Below are 25,808 nucleotides of genomic sequence, written 5' to 3'. Positions count from 1 at the left end.
CCGGCCCCGACCGGGTCGTTTCGCTAGGCTGTGTGATCAGCATGTCCATCTCCCCCGCCCCGAATCGTCGCGAACTGCGCGCTGCCCTGTCCGAGGTCTCCCTCCGCGACGAGAACCGCCTCCGTCGCAGGCTCGACCGGGCGCGGGGCGGCGAGGCGCTGACCGAGGTCGCCGCCGAGATCGAGACCGCCCGCGCCCGGCTCACGTCCCGTGCGTCGTCGGTCCCGGAGATCCGTTATCCCGAGGACCTACCGGTCTCGCAGCGCAAGGACGACATCGCCGCCGCGATCCGCGACCACCAGGTCGTAGTGGTCGCCGGTGAGACCGGTTCGGGCAAGACGACGCAGATCCCGAAGATCTGCCTCGAACTCGGGCGCGGGGTTCGCGGCCTGATCGGCCACACCCAGCCGCGCCGTATCGCCGCGCGCGCCGTCGCCGAGCGACTCGCGGAGGAACTGGACACCGAGCTCGGCGACGCCGTCGGATACACGGTGCGCTTCAACGATCAGGTCACCGAGTCGACACTCGTCAAGCTGATGACCGACGGCATCCTCCTCGCCGAGATCCAGCGCGACCGCCTGCTGCGCCAGTACGACACGCTCATCATCGACGAGGCGCACGAGCGCAGCCTCAACATCGACTTCCTGCTCGGCTACCTCGCGCAGCTGCTTCCGCGTCGCCCCGACCTGAAGGTGATCATCACCTCGGCGACGATCGACCCCGAACGTTTCGCGCGCCACTTCGCCGACGCGAACGGCACGCCTGCCCCCATCGTGGAGGTCTCCGGCCGCACCTATCCCGTCGAGGTGCGTTACCGGCCGCTGACCGTCGAGGTGGGCGACACGCTGGTCGACCGCGACCCCGTCGACGCGGTGTGCGAGGCCGTCGAGGAACTCCAGCGTGAGGGCGACGGCGACATCCTGGTCTTCCTCTCCGGCGAGCGCGAGATCCGCGACACCGCCGACGCACTGCGCGACCGCAAGCTCCGCAACACCGAGATCCTCCCGCTCTACGGACGCCTGTCGGCGGCCGAACAGCACCGGGTCTTCGCACCGCACACGGGCCGGCGGGTCGTGTTGTCCACCAACGTCGCCGAGACGTCCCTGACGGTTCCCGGCATCCGCTACGTCGTCGACCCCGGCACCGCACGTATCTCGCGGTACTCGGTGCGGACGAAGGTGCAGCGACTGCCGATCGAGCCGATCTCGCAGGCCTCGGCGCGGCAGCGCGCCGGACGGTGCGGTCGTGTCGCCGACGGCATCTGCATCCGTCTGTACTCGGAGGACGACTTCGACGGCCGGCCGGAGTTCACCGAGCCCGAGATCCTGCGCACCAACCTCGCGTCGGTAGTGTTGCAGATGACGGCGCTCGGTCTCGGCGACATCGAGGCGTTCCCGTTCGTGGAGGCCCCGGATCCCCGCGCGATCCGCGACGGCATCGCTTTGCTCGAGGAGCTCGGCGCGCTCGAACCCGCCAAGAAGGGCGAGACGCCGCGCCTGACCGCGACGGGCCGCGAGATCGCCCGCCTGCCCGTCGATCCGCGCATGGCCCGCATGATCGTCGAGGGCCACCGGAACGGATGTCTGCGCGAGGTGCTCATCATCGTCGCGGCCCTGTCGATCCAGGACGTGCGCGAACGCCCGACCGAGTTCCAGCAGGCCGCCGACGAGAAGCACGCCCGGTTCGCGGTCGAGGGCTCGGACTTCCTGGCCTTCCTGCGATTGTGGGACTACCTGAAGGAGCAACGGCGGGAACTGTCGTCGAGCAGGTTCCGCAGGTTGTGCCGCGACGAGTTCCTGCACTGGTTGCGGATCCGTGAGTGGCAGGACCTGCAGGGGCAGCTCCGTCAGATCACTGTCGACATGGGCTGGCAGACGCACCACCGCGACGTGAATCCCGACGACGTCCACAAGTCCCTGCTTGCAGGTCTGCTGTCGCACATCGGTCTTCGCGAGGGCGACAAGCGCGACTTCCTCGGTGCCCGCGGCGCACGGTTCGCCGTCTTCCCGGGATCGTCGTTGTTCAAGAAGCCTCCGCGCTGGGTCATGGCCGCCGAACTCGTGGAGACCTCACGGCTGTGGGCGCGGACGGCCGCGCGCATCGAACCCGAATGGGTCGAGAAGCTCGCTCCGCACCTGGTCAAGCGCACCTACTCGGAGCCGCACTGGTCGACGCGCCGCGAGTCGGCGATGGCCTACGAACGCGTCACGCTCTACGGCATTCCCCTGGTCGCCCAGCGTCCCGTGCCGTACGGACGGATCGATCCGGAGGTCTCGCGCGAACTGTTCATCCGCCACGCCCTCGTGCAAGGCGAATGGCGCACGCAGCACAAGTTCTTCCACGACAACCGGGCGCTGCTCGAGGACGTCGAGGAACTCGAACACCGTGCGCGCCGGCGCGACATCGTCGTCGACGACGAGACCCTGTTCGACTTCTACGACCAGCGGGTCGGCCCGGAGGCGATCTCGGCCCGGCACTTCGACACGTGGTGGAAGAAGACCCGCAGGCAGCAACCCGACCTGCTGACGTTCACGCCGGACACCGTGGTGAACCAGGACGCCGCCTCGGTGCTCGAGGGCGACTATCCGGACGCGTGGCGCCAGGGCGAGATCCAGTTCCCCCTCACCTACCAGTTCGAGCCGGGCACGGAGGAGGACGGTGTCACCGCCCGCGTCCCCGTCGCGCTGCTCGCGAACCTCAAGTCCGTCGGTTTCGACTGGCTGGTACCCGGGATGCGGACCGAGCTGGTCACGGCCCTCATCAAGACCCTGCCGAAACACCTTCGGAGGCAGGTCGTACCGGCTCCCGATTTCGCAGCGGCCGCCCTCGCCTCGGTGACGCCGCGCTCCGAACCGCTCGTCAATGCGATGGCCCGCGAGCTGTCCCGGCTCGGCCGGTGCACGATCGAGTCCTCGGACTTCGATACCGGTGCGTTGCCCGACCATCTGCGGATGACCTTCGCCGCGGTCGACGAGCGCGGCACCGTGCTCGGCCGCAGCAAGAGCCTGGCGGCCCTGCGGAAGAAGTTGGCTCCGCGGGTCGAAGCGGAGGTCTCGCGCGCCGCTGCGGGCACCGAACGTCCCGCGGCGGTGGTGTGGACGGCCGAGACCCTCGGGAACCTGCCGGAGACCGTCACCCGCGAGGTCGGTGGCCGGAAGGTCACCGGTTACCCTGCCCTGGTCGCGGAGAAGGACGGCGTCGCGGTGCGCGTGCTCAGCACACCGCAGGCCCAGCAGAACGCGACGCGTCAGGGGTTGCGTGCCCTGCTTCTGTCGTCGGCACCGACGAAGGCGAAGGCCGTGACCTCGGGGCTGACCAACATGGAGCGGCTCGCGCTCGGGCGGAACCCCGACGGATCGTTCGAAGCGCTGATCGAGGACTGCCGTGCCTGCGCGGTGGACGAACTTATCGCCGCACACGGCGCACCCGTGCGCACGCCCGACGAGTTCGAGGCGCTCGCGTCCACGGTGCGGTCACACCTGCCGGGGCGCGTGGCCCGTCTGTTGAAAGCGGTTGTGCCCGTGCTGTCCCGCGCCCACGAGGTGGGTGTGCTCCTCGATCGGTCGGACGGCGAGGCTGCCGACGACGTACGCGAACAGCTGCAGTCGTTGCTGTTCCCCGGCTTCGTCACCGATCTGGGGTCGCGGCGGATCGCCGACCTGCCGCGCTATCTCACCGCGGCCGCGCAACGCCTGGAGGCGTTGCCGGCGAGTGCGCATCGCGATGCCGCGGGAATGGATGTGCTCGATCGCGTCTACGGCGCCTACGACAAGCTACTCGCACGACTGCCGGAGGAACGGCGCGCCGCGCCCGAGGTGGTCGAGATCTACTGGATGATCGAGGAACTGCGCGTGAGCCTGTTCGCGCAGGGTCTCGGAACGCGGATCCCAGTGTCGGAGAAGCGCGTCCTGAAGGCGATCGACGGGATCCGGTAGCGACCGGACCGGCCGGCGTGCGGTCGGCTTCGACCGGGTCGCTCAGTCGGTCTCGACCGAGCAGGACTTCTTGTGCTCGCGCAGTTCCTGAATCTCGCGTTCGAAATCCTCTGCAGAACTGAAGGAACGGTAGACCGAGGCGAATCGAAGATAGGCAACCTCGTCGAGATCGCGTAGGGGTCCGAGGATCGCCAGTCCGACCTCGTGGCTCGGGACCTCGGGTGAGCCCTTCGCCCGCACCGCGTCCTCGACCTGCTGCGCGAGCTTGTTGAGTGCGTCGTTGTCGACATCGCGCCCCTGGCAGGCGCGGGCCACGCCGCGCACGACCTTCTCGCGGCTGAACGGCTCGGTCACGCCGCTGCGCTTGACGACGGACAGCACGGCCGTCTCGACTGTGGTGAAGCGGCGTCCGCATTCGGGACACGCCCGCCGACGACGGATCGCGGCACCCTCGTCTGCCTCGCGCGAATCGACCACCCGGGAATCGGGATGGCGGCAATACGGGCAGTACATGTCGGTTCCTTCGTCGTGCCCGTGCGGGTCGCGACGTCGGCGCCGAAGCGATGTCTCCCGACCGGAACCGTCTCCACCCGCGAGTGGGCCGACACCGCCGCAACCACACGGAGTGGTGTGACTGACAGTGTTAGACAATACCCGCCTGTCCGGCTCGGGAGCGGATCGCGGGTCCGGCGGGGCCACGACGCCCTCATTCCCGGCTGGAATCCGGCAAGAGGAGGCGGATTCCGGCCTGCACGGCCGTACCGTCGAGCGAGTTGAGGTCGGCGATCCTCGCGACCGTGACGTCGACCGGGACGTCGGGCCACACGCGAGCGGCCAAGGCCTCCAAACTCTCCCCCTCTCGCACGACCGTGGTGCCGGCGCTCTGCGAGATCACCTCATCGGTGCGCACGTGGGCGAGCACGAGGAGCATCGTGGTCGCGAGCGCGGTGAGGAGCACCGTCGTGGCCATCTGCCGCCAACTCGTGCCCTCCGCGGGCCGGCGACTGCGCGGTGCGATCTCCGAACGGCGGTGCAGGGGTTCCCGCGAGGGCGCGGCGACGCGCGGTCTCGTCCGCGCCGGGACACGGGTGCGATGGTGCAGCGTCGACGTCGCGATCGGCCGGATGCGATATGCCGCCGCCCCGGGCGCACCTGCTCCCGGCGGGCCCACGACGGTCCGCCCTGCCGTGCTCGTCCGGACTGAGGCACCGGTTCGGACCACCGCGCCCTGTCGCGCCGTACCCACCGGAACCGCCGTGTCGATCCGAACCGCTCTGCTCATCGGAAATCCTCCGTGTCGCTGTGCGTGGTCTTCCGACCCCGTCCGTGTCGCTTTGCATGGCCTTCCGACCCCGTCCGACCAATCGATCATGTGTTCGAACGAAAGTCTGTTCGAATGTTCTATCACGAGTCACAGCCTGACGGCAGCTCCTCGGAGGGTGAATCTCGAACATCTGTTTGATATACGCGCGGGATCTCGATAGATTCGAAAGGCAACTTGCAACCCATCCGACACTCGCCGCACGGAGGTCACGATGAAGGCGGACGGAACATCCACAGCCCGCCGGGGCGGACCCGCGACCGACGATCCCACCGCGAGCCTCACCGAGCGTCAGCGTCGTGTGCTCGAGGTCATCCGCGATTCCGTCAGCGAACGGGGGTACCCGCCGAGCATCCGTGAGATCGGCGACGCCGTCGGCCTCAACTCCACATCCTCCGTCGCACACCAGCTGCGCACGCTCGAACGGAAGGGCTTCCTGCGCCGGGATCCGAACCGTCCGCGTGCCGTGGACGTCCGCGGTCTCGAGCCCACCCCCGCACCCGAGTCCTCGCCCGAGGTGGTCGCCGGCTCGTCGACCGACGACATCCCTTCGGCGGCAATGGTTCCCGTCGTCGGCCGGATCGCTGCCGGTGGTCCGATCCTGGCCGAGGAATCGGTCGAGGATGTCTTCCCGCTGCCGCGCGAACTCGTCGGTCAGGGCTCGCTGTTCCTGCTCAAGGTCGTCGGCCAGTCGATGATCGACGCAGCCATCTGCGACGGCGACTGGGTGGTCGTCCGGCAGCAGAACGTCGCCGACAACGGCGATATCGTCGCCGCGATGCTCGACGGCGAGGCCACCGTCAAGACGTTCAAGCGGGTCGACGGCGACGTCTGGCTCATGCCGCACAACCCGATGTTCGAACCCATCCCGGGCAACGACGCAGTCGTCCTCGGCAAGGTCGTCACGGTCGTCCGCAAGATCTGATCCCCGGGCCACCGGAGACGAACGAGACCGGGGTGGCTCCGCACAGCGGAGCCACCCCGACCTTCTCGTACGTGCCTCAGACGTTGAGGCCGCGCCCGATGACTTCCTTCATGATCTCGTTCGTGCCGCCGTAGATCTTCTGCACGCGGGCATCGAGGTACGCCTTGGCGACCGGGTACTCGCGCATGTAGCCGTAGCCACCGTGCAGCTGCAGGCAGCGGTCGATCAGCTCGACCTGCTTGTCGGTGGTCCAGTACTTGGCCATCGCGGCCTCCTGGACGGTGAGCTTCTTCTCGTTGAGCAGCTCGATGCACCGGTCCACGAACACCCGGGCCAGCTGGGTCTCGGTGGCGAGCTCGGCGAGCTCGAAGCGGGTGTTCTGGAACTTGCCGATCGGCTTGCCGAACGCCTTGCGGTCGCGGCAGTACTGGATCGTGTCGTCGAGCACGCGCTCCATCGCAGCAGCGGCGACGACGGCGATCGCGAGACGTTCCTGCGGCAGGTTCTGCATCAGGTAGATGAAGCCCATGCCCTCCTGGCCGAGGAGGTTGGCCGCCGGGACGCGAACGTCGTTGAAGCTGAGCTCCGCCGTGTCCTGCGCGTCGAGGCCGATCTTGTCGAGGTTGCGTCCCCGCTCGAAGCCCGGCATGCCGCGCTCGACGACGAGCAGCGAGAAGCCCTGGGCGCCCTTCTCCGGGTCGGTGCATGCGACGACGATCACCAGATCGGAGTGGATGCCGTTGGTGATGAACGTCTTGGCGCCGTTGAGGACCCAGTCGTCACCGTCGCGCACCGCGCGGGTCTTGATGCCCTGCAGGTCGCTGCCGGTGCCCGGCTCGGTCATCGCGATGGCCGTGATCAGCTCACCCGAACAGAAGCCCGGGAGCCAACGCTTCTTCTGCTCCTCGTTGGCGAGCTCGAGCAGGTAGGGAGCGACGACATCGTTGTGCAGCATGAAGCCTAGACCGCTGAAGCCCAGCTTGGTGGTCTCCTCGGCCATGATGGCGTTGTAGCGGAAGTCGTCCATGCCACCGCCGCCGTACTCCTCCGGCACCGCCATGCCGAGGAAGCCCTGCGCGCCGGCCTTCTTCCACACCTCACGGTCGACGATCTTGTCCTTCTCCCACTGCTCGTGGAAGGGGGCCACCTCCTGTTCGAGGAACTTCCGGTACGACTCCCGGAAGAGGTCGTGCTCGGGCTCGAAAAGGGTGCGTTGCATCTGCGCTCCTGTGTGAGACGTCGTTCGACATACTCACGGTATGCAGACGAGGGCGCGGTGACGCTGACACAACCGAGCGCATTTTGTGACCCGGACGACCCCGGCGGGTACGCGTCGGTATCGAACGACCCGCGGGCACGGGTCGGTGTCGGCCGATGCGCCGGGTTCCGGTCAGCGGCGCAGATCCGCGAGTCTGCGCAGCAGCGGGTACGCGACGAGGATGCCGATCGAACCCCAGGCGATACCGCCGAGTTCGACCGAGCCGATCGACAGGGTCAGGTCGCCGATGCCGGCGACGAGCGCCGCGGCCGCGACCGTGAGGTTGACCGGATCCGTGAAGTCGACCTTCGCCTCCGTCCAGATGCGGACACCGAGGATGCCGATCAGGCCGTAGAGCACGAGGGTCGCGCCGCCGAGGACGCCCTCGGGCACGGTGAACACCAGCGCACCGAACTTCGGCGAGAAGGCCAGCACGACGGCGGTGACCGCCGCAACGGCGTATGCAGCGGTCGAGTACACGCGCGTGGCCGCCATGACGCCGATGTTCTCGGCATAGGTGGTCGTGCCCGAGCCGCCGCCCGCACCCGCGAGGGTGGTCGCAAGGCCGTCGGCGATGAGCGCATTGCCGGCCATGTCGTCGAGGTTTCGACCGGTCATCGCGGCGACCGCCTTGACGTGGCCTACGTTCTCCGCGACCAGCACGACGACGACGGGCAGCGCCAACAGCACGACCGACAGTTCGAAGGTGGGGCCGTGCAGATCGGGCAGACCGAACCACGCCGCGTCGCGCATGGCGTCGATGCGCTCGGACGCGATCGCCCCGGTGAACGCCGCGAAGATCCATCCGACGATCACACCGACGAGGATGCCGAGGCGGCCGAGCATGCCCGGGCCGACCACCGTCACGAGCAGTGTGACCACGAGCGTGATCGTGGCGACGAGCGGTTGGGCTTCGAACGATCCGGTGGCCGTCGGCGCGAGGTTGAGGCCGATGAGGGCGACGATCGCCCCGGTGACCACCGGCGGCATGACCGCGTCGATGATGCGCGAACCCGCCGCCTTGACCACGAGGCCGACAAGCACCAGCACGATGCCGACGGCGACGATCCCGCCGAGCTGCGCTGCCGGACCGGAACCGGCCGAGGCGCTGAGCGGCGCGATGAACGCGAAAGACGAACCGAGATAGCTGGGCACCCGGCCGCGCGTGATGATCAGGAACAGCGCGGTGCCGATACCGGAGAACAGCAGCGTGGTCGTGACGGGGAAGCCCGTGATCGTCGGCACGAGCAGGGTGGCGCCGAACATCGCGATGACGTGCTGCATCCCGATGCCGATGGTGCGCGGCCACGACAGTCGCTCGTGCGGTGCGACCACCGCACCGGGGTTGATGCGACGTCCGTCGCCGTGCAGGGTCCAGCCGCGGCGTGTGGTCGTGCGTCCGGTCGTGTTCGCTCGTTCGGTCACGACAGGTCATCGTAGAACCGGCAGCCTCATCGGCGTAGAACAGACCGCCCCGGCCGCGTAGAACAGACCGCCCCGGCCGCGTAGAACAGGCCGTCCCGGCCGCGTAGAACAGGCCGTCCCGGCCGCGTAGAACAGGCCGTCCCGGCCGCGCCGCTCAGTCCAGCAGTTTCGCTGCCGCGGCACGTGCCGCGACGGGGTCGTCGCTCGCGAGGACCGCCTCGGCCGCCTCACGGCAACGGTCCATCGGGACCGAGGAGAGCCGGGCGCCGACACCCGTCACCGCCGACGCGGCGCACGACAGGGACGTCACGCCCATTCCGGTCAGGACGCAGGCGAGGAGCGGGTCGGCCGCCGCCTCGCCGCACACCCCCACCGGCTTGCTCGCGGCCGCCCCGGCCTGCGCCGCGCGGGCCACGAGTGCGAGCACCGCGGGCTGCCACGGGTCGGTGAGTGCGGCGAGCTGCGGCGACATCCGATCGGCCGCCATCGTGTACTGGGCGAGGTCGTTGGTGCCGATCGACAGGAAGTCCAGGTGTTCGAGCAACCGATCGGCGAGCAGCGCCGCGGACGGAACCTCGATCATGACGCCGGGTGACAGCCGGCGCTCGCGCACCCGCGCGGCGAAATCGGCCGCCTCCGAGACGGTCGCCACCATCGGTGCCATGACCCACGGCGTGGCGCCGGTGCGCGAGGCCGCGGCGGCCACCGCGTCGAGCTGACGATCGAGGACTCCCGGCGCCGTGGTCGTGATGCGGATACCGCGGACGCCGAGTGCGGGATTGTGTTCGTCGGGGTGGTTGGCGAACCGGAGGGGCTTGTCGGAGCCGGCGTCGAGGGTCCGCAGGACGACCTTCCGTCCCTCGAACGCCTCGAAGACCTCCGCATAGATGTCGGCCTGCTCGTCCACCGTCGGTTCGGTGTCGCGGTCGAGGAAACACAGCTCGGTGCGGAACAGTCCGACGCCCTGCGCCGGCGTCCGGCGCGCCGCGCGGGCACCCGATCCGTCCTGCACGTTGGCGAGGATCTCGACCGGGTGACCGTCGGCGGTGGCGCCGGGACCGGACCAGCCCGCCACCCGCTCGCGCTCGACGCGGTCGCGTTCGACCTCGGCTGCGGCCTCGGCGCTGTCCGGGGAGATTACGATCCGGCCCGTCGCGCCGTCGACCAGCACCTCGGTGCCGGCAGGGACGTCGTCGAGACCTGCCACTGCGACGACACACGGGATGCCGAGCTGGCGCGCGATGATCGCGGTGTGGCTCGTGGGTCCTCCGAGGGAGGTGGCCAGCGCGACGACGACGGACGGGTCGAGTCCGGCGGTGTCGGCGGGTGCAAGATCGGCCGCGAGGAGCACGGACGGCGAATCGGGCATCTCGAGACCGGGTTCGGGGGCGCCCTGCAGTTCGGCGATCACGCGGTCGCGGATGTCGAGCAGGTCGGTGACCCGCTCGGACTGCAGCCCGCCCATCTTCTCGAACAGGGCCGCGAACTGGTCGGTGGCGGCGACGGTGGCGCCGACCGCGTCGGATCCGGACCGGATCTTCGTCGCGGTCGTCCCGCGCCAGGCGCGGTCCTCGACCAGCACAGCGGTGGCTTGGAGCACTTCTGCCGCGGCACCCGATGCACGCGAGGCGCGGGCGCGCAGCCGCTCGGCCACGACCTTCGCGGCGTCCTCGAACCGGCCCACCTCGGCCTCGCGCGCCGTGTCGGGGATCGAGGCGCCCTGCGCCGGGACCACAGGACGCGCGACGGGACGGATGACCGGCCCGTATCCGATACCGGGGACGACGGGGGTGCCGTGCAGGACGGACGCCGACTGCTCCATGGAGATCTCCTCACCGCAGTAGTTCGTTGTGACTCAGATTACTCGGAAGCCTTGACATGTCAACACAGACGGGCGTAAAACAACATAAACCAACATAGTTTTCCCCACAGATCGGGTACCCCCAGGAGTGTCGGTGTACGCAGAGGAACGGCAGCAGGCGATCGCAGCACTGGTGGCGGCACGTGGCCGCGTGTCGGTCGCAGTGCTCGCCGACCGGTACGGCGTCACCACCGAGACCGTGCGCCGCGACCTCGCACACCTCGAACGCCTGGGCCTCGTGCGGCGGGTTCACGGCGGCGCGATCCCGGCCGCCTCGCTCTCGGTGGCCGAGCCTGCCCTCTCCGAGCGCGAACACACCCGCGCCGAACACAAGGACCGCATCGCCGCCGCCGCGACGTCCTTCCTCCCGCCGTCCGGCGGAAGCGTGCTCTTCGACGCCGGCACCACGACCGGCAGGATCGTCGGAGCGCTGCCGCCCGAGGTCGACCTCACCGTCGTCACCAACTCGGTGCCGATCGCCGCGCGCCTCGCCGCAATGAGCACCGTGCAGCTGCACCTGCTCGGCGGTCGCGTCCGCGGTGTCACGCAGGCCGCGGTGGGTGCCGAGGCCCTCGCCACCTTGTCGACGGTGCACGTCGACGTGGCCTTCATCGGCACCAACGCGCTGAGCATCGACCACGGCCTGTCCACCCCCGACGCCGACGAGGCCGCGGTCAAGCGCGCGATGGTGCGCACCGCCGACCGGGTCGTCGTGGTCGCCGATTCGTCGAAGGTCGGTCGGCGCAATCTGCTGAGCTTCGCGTCGCTCGAACCGATCGACGTTCTGGTCACCGACACCGATCTCGACGACACCGACCGTCGGCAACTCATCGAACACGGAATCGAGGTGGTGACGACATGATCGTCACGCTCACGGCCAACCCCAGTCTCGATCGCACGGTCGGGCTGACGGGCCCGCTCGAGCGCGGGAAGGTGCATCGCACCGAGCGATCCACCGTCGATCCGGGCGGCAAGGGGATCAACGTCGCGCGTGTGCTGCACGCCGCGACGACCGAGGTCGTCGCCGTTCTCCCGGCCAACGCCGGCGATCCTCTGCTCGCCGCGCTGGACGAGCAGGGCATCGCCCATCGGGCCGTGCCCACCTCCGGGCCGACGCGCAACAACATCACCGTCGCCGAACCCGACGGCACCACGACCAAACTCAACGAACCCGGAACCCCCTGCACCGGACGCACACTCGGCGAGTTGCACGCAGTCCTGCTGGAATGCGCGCAGGGAGCCGCGTGGACCGTCCTGTCCGGTTCTCTTCCTCCCGGTGTGCCCGAGTCGTGGTATGCCGATCTCGTGGGTGCCCTGCGCGGTCTCGGATGCCGCATCGCGGTCGACACCTCCGAGCGGCCACTGCTCGCCCTCGCCGAGCGGTTCCCCGCGGCGGCCCCGGACGTGATCAAGCCGAACGCCGACGAACTGGCCCAGCTCACCGGCGCGGACGCCCACGAACTCGAATCCGGCGCCGCCGCAGGAGACGTCGGCGCCGTGGTCGACGCGGGACGGGTGCTGGTGGAACGCGGGGTCGGCGCGGTACTCGCGACCCTCGGCGGTGCGGGCGCGGTGCTGGTCACCGCCACCGGCGCGTGGCGGGCCACCGCCGACGACGTCACGGTCCGCAGCACGGTCGGCGCGGGCGACTCGTCGCTCGCCGGATATCTGCTCGCCGAGCAGGCCGGTCACACCCCCGACGAGTGCCTGCGCCTCGCCGTGGCGTACGGAACCGCAGCCGTCACGCTCCCCGGAACAGCCCTGCCCACAACCGATTCCGTCGATCCATCCCGAGTGCACGTCACCGACGTCCACCGCCGACCCCGACCGCTCCCCTCCCACTCCTAAGGAACGTCATGTCCGACACCACCTCCGGCTCCGCAGGCGGTTCCTCGATCATCGGCACGGAACTCGTCTCGCTCGATGTAGACCTGGGATCCGACAAGAACTCCGTCATCGCCGCGCTCGCCGAGCGTCTCGCAGCGAACGGTCGCGCATCCGACGCCGACGCACTCACCGCGGCCGTTCTCGAACGGGAGGCCAAGTCCGCCACCGGCCTTCCCGGCGGGATCGCGATCCCGCACGCACGCAGCGAAGCGGTGACCACGCCGTCGCTCGGTTTCGCCCGGCTGTCCCCGAAGGCCGACTTCGGTGCGCCCGACGGACCCGCCGACCTCGTCTTCCTCATTGCCGCGCCCGAAGGTGCGGGCGGCGACCACATGAAGCTGCTCACCGCTCTCGCTCGTGCACTCGTGCGCCCGGACTTCGTCGCGTCGCTGCGCGCGGCCGCGTCCGCGGACGAGGTCATCGCGCTGGTCGAGGACGTCCTCCCGCCCCGACCGGAGTCGTCGGGCAGCGCTCCTGCCGGCTCGACCGCAGCGCCGGAACAGCCGTCACCGACAGCCGCTGCGACGCCGGCGGTCGCGCCTCCGCAGAGCGCGGAACAGCCCGGAGGCCGCACGATCGTCGCGGTCACCGCGTGCCCGACCGGTATCGCGCACACCTACATGGCCGCCGATGCGCTGGCCGCCGCCGGTGAACGCGCGGGCGTGACGGTCCGGGTGGAGACGCAGGGATCGAGCGGCAGCACTCCCCTGCCCCCCGACGTGATCGCCGGCGCCGACGCCGTCATCTTCGCCACCGACGTGGGGGTCAAGGGCCGCGAACGGTTCGCCGGGAAGCCCGTGATCGCATCGGGCGTCAAGCGCGCGATCAACGAGCCGGACACCATGGTCGACGAGGCCCTGCGGGCCGCCACCGATCCGTCCGCACGCACCGTCGAGGGCACCGCGGGCGCCCCGGCGGGTGAGTCGGAGAGCGGCAGCGACCTCGGTTGGGGTACCCGGCTGCGGCAGATCCTGCTCACCGGTGTGAGTTACATGATCCCGTTCGTCGCGGCCGGTGGTCTGCTCATCGCTCTGGGCTTCCTGCTCGCCGGTCCCGACATCACCGACTCGGCCGCCGACATCGTCCTCGACAACACGCTCACCAACCTTCCCGAGGGTGGGCTCGGCACTTATCTCGGTGCGGTGCTGTACCAGATCGGCTCGTTGGCGTTCTCGTTCCTCGTCCCGGCACTGGCCGGGTACATCGCCTTCGCGATCGCGGACCGTCCGGGTCTGGCTCCGGGCTTCACCGCCGGTGCGGTGGCCGTCTTCGTCGGCGCCGGTTTCATCGGCGGTCTGGTCGGCGGCATCATCGCCGGCTTCGCGGCCCTGTGGGTCGGCCGTATCCCGCTGCCCACTTGGGCTCGTGGCCTGATGCCTGTGGTGATCATCCCGCTGCTCGCGAGCCTGATCGTCGGTGGGCTCATGTTCCTGCTGCTCGGTCGCCCGCTCGCCGCGATCACGACCGGTCTCACCGACTGGCTCAACGGTCTGTCCGGTGGTTCCGCGGTGCTGCTCGGTGCGATCCTCGGCCTGATGATGTGCTTCGACCTCGGCGGACCGGTCAACAAGGCCGCCTACGCCTTCGCGGTCGCGGGTCTCGACGTCGCCAACACCGGTTCGCTCGAGATCATGGCGGCGGTCATGGCCGCCGGTATGGTTCCGCCGCTCGCCATGGCACTGTCGTCGCTGGTGCGTCCGCGTCTCTACAGCACGGCCGAACGCGAGAACGGCAAGGCCGCCTGGCTGCTCGGTGCATCGTTCATCTCGGAGGGCGCCATCCCGTTCGCGGCGGCCGACCCGTTCCGGGTCATCCCGTCGATGATGCTCGGCGGCGCCGTGACCGGCGGCATCGTCATGGCGACGGGTGTCACGCTCACCGCTCCCCACGGCGGATTGTTCGTGCTGTTCGCGATGGACCGCGTCGTGTGGTTCCTGATCGCACTGGCAGCCGGTACGGTGGTCGCCGCACTCGCGGTCAGTATCGCCAAGTCGATCACGCGTCCCGCCCGGGTTGCCGCCGACGAGGCGAACCCCCAGCCCGTAGCGGCACGCTCCTGATCACAGCGGCACGCGCCTGATCTACCCGACTTCCTGCACGTCCCCACCACGAAGGAGATTCCCATGCCCAGCACCACCGTTGCCGTCGGTTCGTCCATCGGCCTGCACGCCCGTCCTGCAGGGATCATCGCCGAGGCCGTGGTCGCGGCCGGTGTCCCCGTGACCCTCGCGGTCGACGGCGGCGAGCCCGTCGACGCCGGTTCGGCCCTGATGATCATGACGCTCGGCGCAGAAAAGGGCACGCAGGTCACGATCTCGTGCGATGACGACGCGGTCCTCGCGCAGGTCGCGGAGCTGGTCGCCGCGGACCTCGACGCCTGATCTCGGCCGCGGTCGCGGCGTCTGATCTCAGCGGCGGGCGCGGCGCCGGACGACGAGTCCGAGCACCCCGAGGGCGATGACCCCGGCGGCCACGCCCGCACCGACGACCGGCAGTGCCGCGGGCGACATCTCGTCCGCGGCATCGTCGTCCGCGGGTGCGAAGAGATCGGTCGCACCGCGACGGATATGGATCGGTGGATTCTCCGTGCCTGCCGCGCCGCGCTCGGACGCGGTGACCAGGTCACCGTCGGCGGTGAATGCGACGGCTTCGCCCTGCGGTTCGCCCGGGACCGGGACGCGGAAGCGCGGACCGGCGACCAGAGCGGACGCGAGATCGCCGTCGGGGACGTGGAACAGGTAGACGTCGGTGTAGGTGCGGACCGCCGCGACCGTCCCGTCGGCGTTGACCGCACCGCCGGTGATCATCGAGGAGGACGCACCGGGAATGGGACCGCCGGGGGTGTCCGACGGTCCGAGTGCCAGCGACCCGACCCTCTCGAGGGGGGCAGGTCCCGGCACGGGGAGGCCGTCGATCGTGAGTCCGCGTGCGGGCCGGTAGACATTGCTCGAGCCGAACAGCGCCTTCGTCACGATCACAGGTTCGCCTGTCGCGGAGACGAGCACGGCCTCGGCGTCGCGGGGACCGTCGGGATAGGTCAGCCGGTGCAGATCTCCCTGCCCGGTGTCGGGGTCGAGGGAGATGAGCGCGATCGTCTCGCGGACGCGGGTGTTGTCGCCGAGATCCCCGAGCCACAACCGGCCGTCGGGCCCCGCGGCGAGATCCTCGACGTCGTAGGGATCGACGGGCGACGGAACGCGTTGCAGCACCGAGCAATCGTCGTCGAGTTCGACGATGCGTTCGTCCTCCCCGGCATCGGGCGTCGCGAACAGCCGGTCGCCGATCGTCGCGAGGCCGGACAGTTCGGTGAGCACGGGATCGTCGGGGGTACACAGCATCTCGGTCGGCAGATCCGCGACCGGAGTCCCAGCGTCCTGCGCGCCTGCGTGCGAGACCGGCACGAACGCCGCGACGGCAGCGAGCAGCGCCGCCCGGCGTACGACCCGCATCAGGCCGCGAAGTCGACCAATGCCGACGCCAGCGCTGCCGGCACCTTCGCGTGCACCCGCGTGCCGTCCACTTCGTGCTCGGACGACAGGATCTGACCGTCCGAATGGATGCGCGCGAGCAGATCACCGCGGGTGTACGGCAGGAGCAGCTTCACCTCGACGTCGGGATCCTCGAGCAGACCCGCGAGCTGGGTCTGCAACTCCTCGACGCCCACGCCGGTGTGCGCGGAGACGAACACCGCGCCGGGGATCGCGCTGCGCAACTGCGTCAGGGTGACCGGGTCGGCGGCATCGATCTTGTTGACGACGATCAGTTCCGGCGGCGGCGGTGCGTCCGATTCGCGGAGCACCTCGGTGACGACTTCGCGCACCGCCTTGATCTGCTCGGTGGGCATGGGGTCGGAGCCGTCGACGACGTGGAGCAGCACATCGGCGTCGGCGACCTCCTCGAGAGTCGACCGGAACGCCTCGACCAGCTGGGTCGGGAGGTGCCGGACGAAACCGACGGTGTCGGTGAGCACGTACTCGCGGCCGTCGGGCAGCGCCGACCGGCGGGTCGTCGGGTCGAGGGTCGCGAACAGTGCGTTCTGCACCAGGACGCCGGAGCCGGTGAGCTTGTTGAGCAGGCTCGACTTACCGGCGTTGGTGTATCCCACGATCGCGACGGACGGGATCTTGTTGCGCAGACGCCGGGTGCGCTTGGTGTCGCGCGCGGCCTTCATCGCCTTGATCTCGCGACGGAGCTTGGCCATCCGCTCACGGATCCGGCGACGGTCGGTCTCGATCTTCGTCTCACCGGGACCGCGCAGGCCCACACCGCCGTTGCTGCCGGCACGTCCACCGGCCTGCCGCGACATCGATTCGCCCCAGCCACGCAGACGCGGGAGCATGTACTCCATCTGTGCGAGGGAGACCTGTGCCTTGCCCTCTCGCGAGGTGGCGTGCTGGGCGAAGATGTCGAGGATCAGCGCGGTCCGGTCGATGACCTTGACCTTGACGACCTTCTCCAGCGCGGTGAGCTGGGCGGGGGTGAGTTCGCCGTCGCAGATCACGGTGTCTGCGCCGGTGGACAGGACGATCTCCCGGAGTTCGTCGGCTTTGCCGGAGCCGATGTAGGTGGAGGCATCGGGCCGGTCACGACGTTGGACCAGGCCTTCGAGGACCTCGGAGCCCGCAGTCTCGGCGAGCGCGGCCAGCTCGGCCAGGCTCGCTTCCGCCTGGGCGGCCGTTCCGCCCGTCCAGACACCGACGAGCACGACACGCTCGAGTCGGAGCTGGCGGTATTCGACCTCGGTGATGTCCTCGAGTTCAGTGGACAGACCGGCCACACGCCGCAACGCGCTACGGTCTTCGAGTTGCATCTCGCCGACGGACGGATCCTCGGCGGTCCAGCCTCCGGATGCGTCGTACGCGGTCGGAGTGCTGTCATCTGTGGTTGCGCGATGCATGCGCTGTGTGTTCGTCATACACCTCCATGGTGTCACGAAGCCCGAATCGGTGCATTCGAGTTTTTCTGCCGCATCCGCGCGGGGGGTACCCAAGTGCGCGCCGGCCGGGCCGAGCGGCGCCGATCAGATCGGCGCCGACCACCAGGTGTCGTCGAGTTCACCCGTCGCGACCAGCACAGACGGCCCGCGCAACCAGGCGCGACCGTTCTCGATGCGCACCTCGACCAAGCCACCGGGGATCCGCACCTGCACCGCGCCGTCGGATGCGCCGTCGAAGCGCAGGGCTGCAGCAGCCGCGGCCACCGTGCCGGTTCCGCACGAGCGGGTCTCCCCCACGCCGCGTTCGTGGACGCGCATGTGGACCGTCCCGGCCGCGATCGGGGTCAGGAACTCGATGTTGACCCCGTGCGGGAAGAAGCCCGGGTCGAAGCCGGGCGAGGTGAGGTCGAGACCGGCAAGGCTCGTGTCGTTCAGGTGCGGGTCCACGCACGCGAGGTGCGGGTTGCCGACGTCGATGCCGATGCCCGGATAGACCCGCCCGTCGATGGTCGCCGCCGACTCGCCGAGGGTGCGCACCGTCCCCATGTCCACGGTCACCTCGCCGAGGACCGGTCCTGTCTCGTGCACGGTGACGGGCTTGCCTCCCGCCCGGCTGCCGACGACGAACTCGCGGCGGTCCTCGAACCCGTGCGCGGTCAGATAGTGCGCGAACACCCGCACACCGTTGCCGCACATCTCGGCGATGGATCCGTCGCCGTTGCGGTAGTCCATGAACCAGTCGTCGGCGTCGGTGCCCTCGGGCAGTTCTCCGAGCGCGCCGGCCGACACCAGTGCCCCGGCTCGGGCCACGCGGAGCACACCGTCGGCGCCGAGCCCGCGACGCCGGTCGCACAGGGCCGCGATCCGGCCTGCGTCGAGGTCCAGGCGGGCGTCGGGATCCGGAAGGATCACGAAGTCGTTCTCGGTTCCGTGCCCTTTGCTGAACTCCATGCGCGCTACCTTATCGGGCTGGTGAGGCCGGTGATGTGCGTGCGTCCCGGACGGCCCGCAACGCGACGTCGAGCAGGTGGGGGTCGGCGCCGTCGAGCCAGTGGATGCGCGGGTCGCGGCGGAACCACGAGCGTTGCCGTCGCACGTAGCGCCGGGTCCCGATGAACGTCCGCTCGCGTGCGTGGTCGAGGTCGTACTCCCCGTCGATGTACGCGAGCACCTGTGCGTAGCCGATCGCGCGACGTGCGGTGACGCCCTCGCGCAGCCCGACTTCGAGGAGTCCGTGCACCTCGTCGACGAGGCCGCGTTCGAACATCAGGTCGGTGCGCCGCGCGATGCGGTCGTCGAGTTCGGCGGTGTCGCGGTCGACGCCCAGGATCACGGTGCCCCAGCGGGGCTCACCGATCGTCGGCTGCGACGCCGCGAACGGTTGCCCGGTCAGCTCGACGACCTCGAGCGCGCGGACCATGCGGCGGCCGTCGGTGGGCAGGATCGTCGCCGCGGCGGCGGGATCGGCGCTCTGCAGCGCCCGGTGGACCGCGGCGGGCCCCTCGGTCTCGAGCACCGCCTCCCACTTGGCACGGACCTGCGGATCCGTCGCCGGGAACTGCCATTCGTCGAGCAGTGCCTGCACGTACATCATCGATCCGCCGACGACGATCGGGAGGCGGCCGCGGCCGAGGATCGCCTCGACGTCGGCGATCGCGGCCTGCTGGTAGCGGGCGACCGTCGCGGTCTCGGTGACGTCGAGGACGTCGAGTTGATGGTGCGGGATCCCGCGACGCTCGTCCGGTGCCAGCTTGGCCGTCCCGATGTCCATCCCGCGGTACTGCTGCATCGCGTCGATGTTGACGATCTCGCCGCCGAGCGCTTCGGCGAGGTCCAGTCCGAGATCGGACTTGCCCGTGGCGGTGGGGCCCACCACCGCGATCGGTACGAGCGTGTCGGCGGGACCGGTGCTTTCTGCGCTCACGGTGTCCAGATCCCCACGTGGTAGCCCACGCCGTAGGGCGCGGCGGAGTAGGTGACGGACGCCGAGCGCGGGCGCGCTCCGAGGGTGGCCGCAAGGACGTGCCAGGCAGCGCGGCCGGTCAGCTTGATGTCCGAACACAGGTCGGGGTCGAGCGCCGCGAGCACCTCCGTGTCGCCGGCGCCGAGCGCTGCGGCCAGGGCCGCCTCGACCTCCTCCGAGCGCGGATCGTAGGCGCCGGGCGCCTTGGCGGTGAGGGTCGTCGCTCCGTCCGCGACGACGAGCAGTGCTCGCGGCAGATCGTCGCGGTCGAGCTCCGCACGCAGGTCGCGGCCGAGATCGGCGCAGTGGGCGGCGTCGGCGTCGGCGGCCACCACGTGGGTCGTCACGTGGGTGCCGGGTGCCGTGCGGTCGCGGATCCAGCCGGCCACCAGCGCGGTCAATGCGAGCGCGGGATCGGGTTCACCGGCGGCCTCAGGACCGAGCTGCACCGTGACGTCGACACCGAACCCGAGGAAGGTTCCGCGCGCGGTGGAAGGAACGGTCTGTTCGGCCGTCTCGGCTCCCACGACCACCCATTCCGCGGCACCGGACAGGCTGCGACCGACCTCGAGAACCGCCTCGCGCAGATCGTCGGTCTCGGAGACGGCGAGACCGGTGAGCTCGGGGACGAGCAGCGGTGGGGACGGCACGAACGCCGCGGCGGTCAACACATCGGCAACCGTAGTCCACCGGACCCGGCGCCCTGCATGGACACGACCTGTTTCAATAGTGAGCGGACACGATCGCGGAGCCCCGGGATCGACCGGCGGTAGACCCATGCGACCAGGCAGCCGTGCCGCGCGGCAGAGATGAGGTATCGATGAGCGACCCGAACGCACAGGACCGAACCGGCGAGTCGACGCAGGAGCGGACCCCGCGTCCCGGTCCCGCCACACCCCGAGCCCATGCTGCGACGCCCGGCCCCGCGGGCCGAGAGAACGGCAGTTCCACCGCAGCACCCCCGAAGCCGCATCCCGTCGCGGCCCAGACGCACCCCCACGTCCCGGCGGTGCCCGCGAGCGATCCGAGTCGGTTCGGACGCGTCGACGAGGACGGCACCGCATGGGTCCGCACGAGCGAGGGCGAGCGGTGCATCGGATCGTGGCAGGCAGGCGACGCCGCCGAGGGCCTCGCGCACTTCGGACGCCGTTACGACGATCTCGTCACCGAGGTGGCGATCCTCGAGACCCGGTTGACCTCCGGCACCGCCGACGTGAAGAAGACCCGCGCGGCCGCCGAGGCACTGGCCGAGTCGCTGCCGACCGCCGCCGTCATCGGTGATCTCGATGCGCTCGCCGCCCGGCTCACCGCGATCATCGAGCACTCCGAGGAGGCTGCGGCTCTCGCCAAGCAGGAAAAGGAGCGTCGGCGCGCCGAGAGCACGGCCCGCAAGGAGGCCCTCGCGGCCGAGTCCGAGACGATCGCCGCCGAATCCACCCAATGGAAGGCCGCGGGCGACCGGCTGCGCGAGATCCTCGAGGAGTGGAAGACCATCCGCGGGGTCGACCGGAAGGTCGACGACGTGTTGTGGCGTCGCTATTCGAAGGCACGCGAGGCGTTCAACCGGCGTCGCGGAGCCCACTTCGCCGAACTCGACCGCGAGCGCGCCGCGGCGAAGAGCCGCAAGGAAGAACTCGTCGCCCGGGCGGAGGAGCTGCAGAACTCCACCGACTGGGGTGCCACCGCCGCGGCCTTCCGCGACCTGCTCGCCGAGTGGAAGGCGGCCGGACGGGCACCGAAGGACGCCGACGACCAGCTGTGGAAGCGGTTCAAGGGCGCCCAGGACGTCTTCTTCGCCGCACGCAACGCCGCGAACGCCGAGCGCGACGCCGAGTTCGAGGAGAATGCCCGCGCGAAGGAGGCCCTGCTCGAGGTGGCCTCCTCGATCGACCCGTCGGCCGATCTCGAAGGTGCCCGGGCGCGCCTGCGCGAGCTGCAGGACCAGTGGGAGGCGATCGGCAAGGTGCCGCGCGAGCGCATGCACGATCTCGAAGGCCGTCTGCGGGCCATCGAGAAGAAGGTGCGCGAGGCCGCGGATTCCGAGTGGCGCCGCACCGATCCCGAGGCCCTCGCGCGTGCGGCCCAGTTCCGTGAGCGGGTGCGTCAGTTCGAGGAGCAGGCCGCCAAGGCGACCGCCGCCGGCCGGGCGAAGGAGGCCGAGAAGGCTCTCGCCCAGGCCGCGCAGTGGCGCGAGTGGGCCGACGCGGCCGAAGGTGCCGTCGGCGAGCGCTGACCCCGCGACATCCGAGACGGACGATCCCCCTCTCCCGGTCCGGGAGAGGGGGATCGTCGTGTTCGTGCCGGAGGCGTCAGGCCTCGGGGTCGTCGCGCATCAGGCGGGGCCGCTCGTGCTGTGCTGCGACCTTCCGCAACTCGGCCTCGGCCTCGAGCTGGGCCGAGGTCCGCGCCCACACCACGCGGGCCCAGTGGAAGACGATCACCATGACGGCGAACCAGCCGATCACGAGACCGAATCCCGGTCCCGCGGCGGACGACTCGACGGGCAGGGTCTGGCGCGACCAGATCGCGAGCATGCCGAAGACGATGGTCACCGCCGAGCCGGCCAGAGACACCCACGCCAACGCCCACTTGCGGGTGACGAGCGCGAGAATCGAGCCCAGCCCGGCGAAGACCACTGCGAAGCCGACGAACAGCCGCGACGGCAGACCGATCTCCTCGGTGGTCGCGTCCGGGGCGAAGGACAGCACCTCCCACCCGTTGGCGGATCCGGCGTGGGGCAGGCTGAAGGTCGCCAGCAGGATCAGGACGGCGATCGCGACGAACATCGCCCGGGCGCCCGGGTCGATGTCGCTCGCCACCTTCCGTTCGGCGGCTTCGAGTTCGGCGCGTACGTCACCCGTCGCGTGGTGATCGTGCGGCTTGTCGGTGGTCATGCGTTGCATCCCATCTGAGGCGGCAGCGGGTCGGGGACGCCGATGCTCGGCAGTCCGAGTCCGACACCGATCGGCGGTGTCTTGGGCAACCGGCCTTGTTCGAAGTGGTCGCCCGCACGTGTACGGCGGTGCGTGAGGATCGGGGTGTCCGCGACGAGGTGGTGCGGCGCGGCGTCGCTGACGACGATCGTGATGACGTCGCCGGGACGCACCGCGGTGTCGATCGCGCCCTCGGGACGGAAGTGGACGAGGCGGCCGTCGCGGGCACGCCCGCTCATCCGGGCGGTCTCGGCGTTCTTGCGACCCTCCCCCGCCGCGACGAGCAGTTCGACCTCCGTGCCGACGAGCTTGCGGTTCTCCTCGAGGGTGATGCGTTCCTGCAGCGCGATCAGACGGTTGTAGCGCTCCTGCACTACGGCCTTGGGGACCTGACCCTCCATGTCTGCTGCGGGCGTGCCGGGACGCTTCGAGTACTGGAAGGTGAACGCGCTGGTGAAACGCGCCTTCTCGACGACCTCGAGGGTCTGCTGGAAGTCCTCCTCGGTCTCACCGGGGAAACCGACGATGATGTCGGTGGTGATCGCGGCGTGCGGCATCGCGGCCCGAACCCGCTCGATGATGCCAAGGAAGCGTTCCTTGCGGTACGAGCGGCGCATGGCGCGCAGGATCCGGTCGCTGCCGGACTGCAGCGGCATGTGCAGTTGCGGGCACACGTTGGGGGTCTGCGCCATCGCGTCGATGACGTCGTCGGTGAATTCCGCCGGATGCGGGGACGTGAAGCGCACCCGCTCGAGGCCCTCGATGTCGCCGCACGCGCGCAGCAGCGACGCGAAGGCGCCCCGGTCGCGGGGCTGCTCCGGATCGGCGAAGGACCGGCCGTAGGAGTTGACGTTCTGGCCGAGCAGTGTCACCTCGAGCACGCCCTCGTCGACGAGCGCCTGCACCTCGGCGAGGATGTCACCCGGGCGCCGGTCGACCTCCTTGCCGCGCAGCGACGGCACGATGCAGAAGGTGCACGTGTTGTTGCAGCCGACGGAGATCGACACCCATCCGGCGTACGACGACTCGCGCTTGGCGGGCAGCGTCGAGGGGAACGCCTCGAGGGCGTCGAGGATCTCGACCTCGGCACGGCGATTGTGCCGCGCGCGTTCGAGCAGTGCGGGGAGATTGCCGATGTTGTGCGTGCCGAAGACCACGTCGACCCAGGGCGCCTTCTTCACGACCGTGTCGCGGTCCTTCTGGGCGAGGCAGCCTCCGACGGCGATCTGCATGTCGGGGTTGTCGTCCTTGACCGGACGCAGATGACTCAGATTGCCGTACAGCTTGTTGTCGGCGTTCTCCCGCACCGCGCAGGTGTTGAAGACCACCAGATCCGGTGACGCGCCGGGCACGGCCTTGGTGAAGCCGGCGTCCTCCAACAACCCCGACAGACGCTCGGAGTCATGTACGTTCATCTGGCAGCCGTAGGTGCGGACCTCGTAGGTCCGGGCACCGGTACGGGGGGCTTCTTCGTCGATCAGTGACACGTCTCAGGGTATCTCACCTCGGCGGGTCCCCTTTCCTCGCGCCGACCGCGCGTGCCCCGTCGAGGTATCCGTTACTGCTCGTGCAGTAAAAATCCCGTGACGCGTGCACCGAAGGTGTCCCGAAATGCGAAGTCTCGGGCGTCGGACGGCATAGGGTCTGCAGATATGACATCAGCGGCCGCCGGAACGGATCGTCCGTCCGAGAAGTCGGACACCAGCTCGTCCATGATCTCCATGAACGGGGTGAACAAGCATTTCGGATCCCTGCACGTACTGCAGGACATCAACCTCGAGATTCCGCGAGGACAGGTCGTCATCGTCGTCGGCCCATCGGGTTCGGGCAAATCGACCCTCTGCCGCACCATCAACCGGCTCGAACCGATCGATTCGGGAGAGATCCACGTCGACGGCACCCTGCTGCCGGAGGAGGGCAAGGCACTCGCCCGCCTTCGTTCGGACGTCGGCATGGTGTTCCAATCGTTCAACCTCTTCGCCCACAAGACGATCCTCGAGAACGTCATGCTCGGCCCCCTCAAGGTGCGCAGGATCAAGAAGGACAAGGTCCGCGAGTCGGCGATGCAGCTGCTCGACCGGGTCGGGATCGCCAATCAGGCCGACAAATACCCGGCGCAGCTGTCGGGCGGCCAGCAGCAGCGCGTGGCGATCGCACGCGCGCTCGCGATGAATCCCAAGGTCATGCTGTTCGACGAGCCCACCTCCGCCCTCGACCCCGAGATGGTCCAGGAGGTCCTCGACGTGATGACCTCCCTCGCGAAAGAGGGCATGACGATGGTCGTGGTCACCCACGAGATGGGATTCGCCCGGAAGGCCGGCGACCGCGTTCTGTTCATGGCCGACGGTCGCATCGTCGAGGACACCGATCCCGAGACCTTCTTCACCACACCGAAATCCGATCGCGCCAAGGACTTCCTCGGCAAGATCCTCAGTCACTGACCTGATTCCCGCACCGACGGGCCACCCGGTCCGTCGGACGTAGTTCCGAACCGCACCGGAGGTATTCGATGAAATTGTCCCGCTCCATCCGCCTGGGCATCGGCGCCGTCGCCGTGGCAGTGGTCGCCACGGCGTGCGGTGGCGACGAGACGCGCAGTGTCTCGCAGTCCGCGGACAACGGCACCCTGACGGTCGGTATCAAGTTCGACCAGCCGGGCCTGGGCCTGCGCAACCCGGACGGTTCGTTCAGCGGGTTCGACGTCGAGGTCGCCAAGTATGTCGCCGGTCAGCTCGGTGTGTCCGAGGAGAACATCGAATTCAAGGAAGCTCCGTCCGCCCAGCGCGAGACCCTCATCCAGAACGGTGAGGTCGACTACATCGTCGCGACCTACTCGATCACCGATTCCCGCAAGGAGAAGGTGGACTTCGCCGGCCCGTACTTCATTGCGGGCCAGTCGCTCCTCGTGCGCGCGGACGACACCGAGATCACCGGACCCGACTCGCTCAACGGCGGCAAGCGCCTGTGCTCGGTGGCGGGTTCGACCCCGGCCCAGAACGTGAAGGACAACTACGCGCAGGACGTCCAGCTCCAGGAGTTCGACACCTACTCGCTGTGTGTCGAGGCGCTGCGCAACGGCGCGGTCGACGCGGTGACCACCGACGACATCATCCTCGCCGGCTACGCCGCGCAGAGCCCGGGCGACTTCAAGGTCGTCGGTGAGCCGTTCACCACCGAGCGCTACGGCATCGGTCTCGCCAAGGGCGACGACGAGTCGCGCAATGCGATCAACGACGCGATCGAGGAGATGATCGCCAGCGGTGCGTGGGAGGCCGCATTCCAGGAGACGGTCGGCGCCTCGGGCTACGAGCTCCCGGAGCAGCCGAGCGTCGATCGCTACTGAGTGTCGATCGTCACCGAGTAC

General features: G+C 69.5%; 21 protein-coding genes. 9 read left to right on the top strand and 12 right to left on the bottom strand.

Annotated elements, in window-relative coordinates:
* Window positions 1-41 precede the first annotated feature (41 nt).
* Window positions 42-3,935, top strand: coding sequence for an ATP-dependent RNA helicase HrpA (gene hrpA, locus K3M35_RS01635; RefSeq protein WP_220665908.1), 3,894 nt, complete (start codon window positions 42-44; stop codon window positions 3,933-3,935).
* A gap of 42 nt (window positions 3,936-3,977) precedes the next feature.
* On the opposite strand, the gene nrdR is transcribed toward hrpA, so the two are convergent.
* Window positions 3,978-4,448, bottom strand: a complete 471-nt coding sequence (gene nrdR, locus K3M35_RS01630; protein ID WP_006551317.1) for a transcriptional regulator NrdR — start codon at window positions 4,446-4,448, stop codon at window positions 3,978-3,980.
* A 193-nt stretch (window positions 4,449-4,641) separates the two neighbouring features.
* Window positions 4,642-5,217 carry a LysM peptidoglycan-binding domain-containing protein gene (locus K3M35_RS25960; RefSeq protein ID WP_255026822.1) on the bottom strand — a complete coding sequence of 192 codons (576 nt, stop codon included), beginning with the start codon at window positions 5,215-5,217 and terminating at the stop codon, window positions 4,642-4,644.
* A gap of 253 nt (window positions 5,218-5,470) precedes the next feature.
* Between K3M35_RS25960 and lexA the strand changes: the two genes are divergently transcribed.
* Complete coding sequence (gene lexA, locus K3M35_RS01620) at window positions 5,471-6,181, top strand: transcriptional repressor LexA (RefSeq protein WP_006551315.1); 711 nt, start codon at window positions 5,471-5,473, stop codon at window positions 6,179-6,181.
* A 76-nt stretch (window positions 6,182-6,257) separates the two neighbouring features.
* On the opposite strand, the gene K3M35_RS01615 is transcribed toward lexA, so the two are convergent.
* From K3M35_RS01615 to ptsP, 3 genes are all read right to left on the bottom strand, one after another.
* The gene (locus K3M35_RS01615; protein ID WP_006551314.1) at window positions 6,258-7,400 is read right to left on the bottom strand and encodes an acyl-CoA dehydrogenase family protein; all 1,143 of its coding nucleotides are present in this window, start codon (window positions 7,398-7,400) and stop codon (window positions 6,258-6,260) included.
* Window positions 7,401-7,571: 171 nt separating this feature from the next.
* Window positions 7,572-8,864: a solute carrier family 23 protein gene (locus K3M35_RS01610; RefSeq protein ID WP_052039972.1), complete on the bottom strand. Its 1,293-nt coding sequence runs from the start codon at window positions 8,862-8,864 to the stop codon at window positions 7,572-7,574.
* A 154-nt stretch (window positions 8,865-9,018) separates the two neighbouring features.
* Window positions 9,019-10,686: a phosphoenolpyruvate--protein phosphotransferase gene (gene ptsP, locus K3M35_RS01605; protein WP_220665907.1), complete on the bottom strand. Its 1,668-nt coding sequence runs from the start codon at window positions 10,684-10,686 to the stop codon at window positions 9,019-9,021.
* A 133-nt stretch (window positions 10,687-10,819) separates the two neighbouring features.
* Between ptsP and K3M35_RS01600 the strand changes: the two genes are divergently transcribed.
* From K3M35_RS01600 to K3M35_RS01585, 4 genes are all read left to right on the top strand, one after another.
* Window positions 10,820-11,587 carry a DeoR/GlpR family DNA-binding transcription regulator gene (locus K3M35_RS01600; RefSeq protein WP_019289185.1) on the top strand — a complete coding sequence of 256 codons (768 nt, stop codon included), beginning with the start codon at window positions 10,820-10,822 and terminating at the stop codon, window positions 11,585-11,587.
* A complete protein-coding gene (pfkB, locus tag K3M35_RS01595; RefSeq protein ID WP_220665906.1) occupies window positions 11,584-12,573 on the top strand; it encodes a 1-phosphofructokinase in 990 nt (329 codons plus the stop codon). The genes K3M35_RS01600 and pfkB overlap by 4 nt, the downstream gene beginning before the upstream one ends.
* Window positions 12,574-12,581: 8 nt before the next feature.
* The gene (locus K3M35_RS01590; protein ID WP_220665905.1) at window positions 12,582-14,672 is read left to right on the top strand and encodes a fructose-specific PTS transporter subunit EIIC; all 2,091 of its coding nucleotides are present in this window, start codon (window positions 12,582-12,584) and stop codon (window positions 14,670-14,672) included.
* 63 nt (window positions 14,673-14,735) lie between these two features.
* Window positions 14,736-14,993, top strand: a complete 258-nt coding sequence (locus tag K3M35_RS01585) for an HPr family phosphocarrier protein (protein ID WP_006551308.1) — start codon at window positions 14,736-14,738, stop codon at window positions 14,991-14,993.
* 27 nt (window positions 14,994-15,020) lie between these two features.
* Here the strand turns inward: K3M35_RS01585 and K3M35_RS01580 are convergent, their stop codons facing one another.
* The 5 genes from K3M35_RS01580 to K3M35_RS01560 form a co-directional block, all read right to left on the bottom strand.
* Window positions 15,021-16,061, bottom strand: coding sequence for a hypothetical protein (locus K3M35_RS01580; protein WP_220665904.1), 1,041 nt, complete (start codon window positions 16,059-16,061; stop codon window positions 15,021-15,023).
* On the bottom strand, window positions 16,061-17,527 hold the full coding sequence (gene hflX / locus K3M35_RS01575) for a GTPase HflX (RefSeq protein ID WP_006551306.1): 1,467 nt from the start codon (window positions 17,525-17,527) through the stop codon (window positions 16,061-16,063). Before hflX ends, K3M35_RS01580 begins: the two co-directional genes overlap by 1 nt.
* 105 nt (window positions 17,528-17,632) lie before the next feature.
* Window positions 17,633-18,499: a diaminopimelate epimerase gene (gene dapF / locus K3M35_RS01570; protein ID WP_220665903.1), complete on the bottom strand. Its 867-nt coding sequence runs from the start codon at window positions 18,497-18,499 to the stop codon at window positions 17,633-17,635.
* 10 nt (window positions 18,500-18,509) lie between these two features.
* Window positions 18,510-19,472 carry a tRNA (adenosine(37)-N6)-dimethylallyltransferase MiaA gene (miaA, locus tag K3M35_RS01565; protein WP_019289178.1) on the bottom strand — a complete coding sequence of 321 codons (963 nt, stop codon included), beginning with the start codon at window positions 19,470-19,472 and terminating at the stop codon, window positions 18,510-18,512.
* A complete protein-coding gene (locus K3M35_RS01560; protein WP_039587028.1) occupies window positions 19,469-20,182 on the bottom strand; it encodes a hypothetical protein in 714 nt (237 codons plus the stop codon). Before K3M35_RS01560 ends, miaA begins: the two co-directional genes overlap by 4 nt.
* 149 nt (window positions 20,183-20,331) lie before the next feature.
* On the opposite strand from K3M35_RS01560, the gene K3M35_RS01555 reads away from it, so the two are divergent.
* Window positions 20,332-21,744 carry a DUF349 domain-containing protein gene (locus K3M35_RS01555; RefSeq protein ID WP_019289176.1) on the top strand — a complete coding sequence of 471 codons (1,413 nt, stop codon included), beginning with the start codon at window positions 20,332-20,334 and terminating at the stop codon, window positions 21,742-21,744.
* Window positions 21,745-21,820: 76 nt separating this feature from the next.
* Here K3M35_RS01555 and K3M35_RS01550 read toward each other — a convergent pair whose 3' ends face one another.
* Together K3M35_RS01550 and miaB are read right to left on the bottom strand one after the other, a co-directional pair.
* On the bottom strand, window positions 21,821-22,414 hold the full coding sequence (locus K3M35_RS01550) for a hypothetical protein (RefSeq protein WP_016692697.1): 594 nt from the start codon (window positions 22,412-22,414) through the stop codon (window positions 21,821-21,823).
* The gene (gene miaB, locus K3M35_RS01545) at window positions 22,402-23,931 is read right to left on the bottom strand and encodes a tRNA (N6-isopentenyl adenosine(37)-C2)-methylthiotransferase MiaB (protein WP_033096540.1); all 1,530 of its coding nucleotides are present in this window, start codon (window positions 23,929-23,931) and stop codon (window positions 22,402-22,404) included. Before miaB ends, K3M35_RS01550 begins: the two co-directional genes overlap by 13 nt.
* A 225-nt stretch (window positions 23,932-24,156) precedes the next feature.
* Here miaB and K3M35_RS01540 point away from each other — a divergent pair, with 225 nt between their 5' ends.
* Window positions 24,157-24,885 carry an amino acid ABC transporter ATP-binding protein gene (locus K3M35_RS01540; RefSeq protein ID WP_174556276.1) on the top strand — a complete coding sequence of 243 codons (729 nt, stop codon included), beginning with the start codon at window positions 24,157-24,159 and terminating at the stop codon, window positions 24,883-24,885.
* Window positions 24,886-24,953: 68 nt separating this feature from the next.
* Window positions 24,954-25,787 carry a glutamate ABC transporter substrate-binding protein gene (locus tag K3M35_RS01535; RefSeq protein ID WP_064060786.1) on the top strand — a complete coding sequence of 278 codons (834 nt, stop codon included), beginning with the start codon at window positions 24,954-24,956 and terminating at the stop codon, window positions 25,785-25,787.
* Window positions 25,788-25,808 lie beyond the last annotated feature (21 nt).

The organism is Rhodococcus sp. DMU2021, assembly GCF_019641445.1.
GTDB classification, from domain to species: Bacteria; Actinomycetota; Actinomycetes; order Mycobacteriales; family Mycobacteriaceae; genus Rhodococcus; species Rhodococcus pyridinivorans.
This window is presented reverse-complemented; position numbering and strand designations above follow the sequence as displayed.

What these genes read in the sequence shown, in the direction of transcription:
- hrpA (WP_220665908.1), top strand. Translation starts at nt 42, where the DNA reads ATGTCCATCTCCCCCGCCCCGAATCGTCGCGAACTGCGCGCTGCCCTG.
- nrdR (WP_006551317.1), bottom strand. Translation starts at nt 4,448, where the DNA reads ATGTACTGCCCGTATTGCCGCCATCCCGATTCCCGGGTGGTCGATTCG.
- K3M35_RS25960 (WP_255026822.1), bottom strand. Translation starts at nt 5,217, where the DNA reads ATGAGCAGAGCGGTTCGGATCGACACGGCGGTTCCGGTGGGTACGGCG.
- lexA (WP_006551315.1), top strand. Translation starts at nt 5,471, where the DNA reads ATGAAGGCGGACGGAACATCCACAGCCCGCCGGGGCGGACCCGCGACC.
- K3M35_RS01615 (WP_006551314.1), bottom strand. Translation starts at nt 7,400, where the DNA reads ATGCAACGCACCCTTTTCGAGCCCGAGCACGACCTCTTCCGGGAGTCG.
- ptsP (WP_220665907.1), bottom strand. Translation starts at nt 10,686, where the DNA reads ATGGAGCAGTCGGCGTCCGTCCTGCACGGCACCCCCGTCGTCCCCGGT.
- pfkB (WP_220665906.1), top strand. Translation starts at nt 11,584, where the DNA reads ATGATCGTCACGCTCACGGCCAACCCCAGTCTCGATCGCACGGTCGGG.
- K3M35_RS01590 (WP_220665905.1), top strand. Translation starts at nt 12,582, where the DNA reads ATGTCCGACACCACCTCCGGCTCCGCAGGCGGTTCCTCGATCATCGGC.
- K3M35_RS01585 (WP_006551308.1), top strand. Translation starts at nt 14,736, where the DNA reads ATGCCCAGCACCACCGTTGCCGTCGGTTCGTCCATCGGCCTGCACGCC.
- K3M35_RS01580 (WP_220665904.1), bottom strand. Translation starts at nt 16,061, where the DNA reads ATGCGGGTCGTACGCCGGGCGGCGCTGCTCGCTGCCGTCGCGGCGTTC.
- hflX (WP_006551306.1), bottom strand. Translation starts at nt 17,527, where the DNA reads ATGACGAACACACAGCGCATGCATCGCGCAACCACAGATGACAGCACT.
- dapF (WP_220665903.1), bottom strand. Translation starts at nt 18,499, where the DNA reads ATGGAGTTCAGCAAAGGGCACGGAACCGAGAACGACTTCGTGATCCTT.
- K3M35_RS01555 (WP_019289176.1), top strand. Translation starts at nt 20,332, where the DNA reads ATGAGCGACCCGAACGCACAGGACCGAACCGGCGAGTCGACGCAGGAG.
- K3M35_RS01550 (WP_016692697.1), bottom strand. Translation starts at nt 22,414, where the DNA reads ATGCAACGCATGACCACCGACAAGCCGCACGATCACCACGCGACGGGT.
- K3M35_RS01540 (WP_174556276.1), top strand. Translation starts at nt 24,157, where the DNA reads ATGATCTCCATGAACGGGGTGAACAAGCATTTCGGATCCCTGCACGTA.
- K3M35_RS01535 (WP_064060786.1), top strand. Translation starts at nt 24,954, where the DNA reads ATGAAATTGTCCCGCTCCATCCGCCTGGGCATCGGCGCCGTCGCCGTG.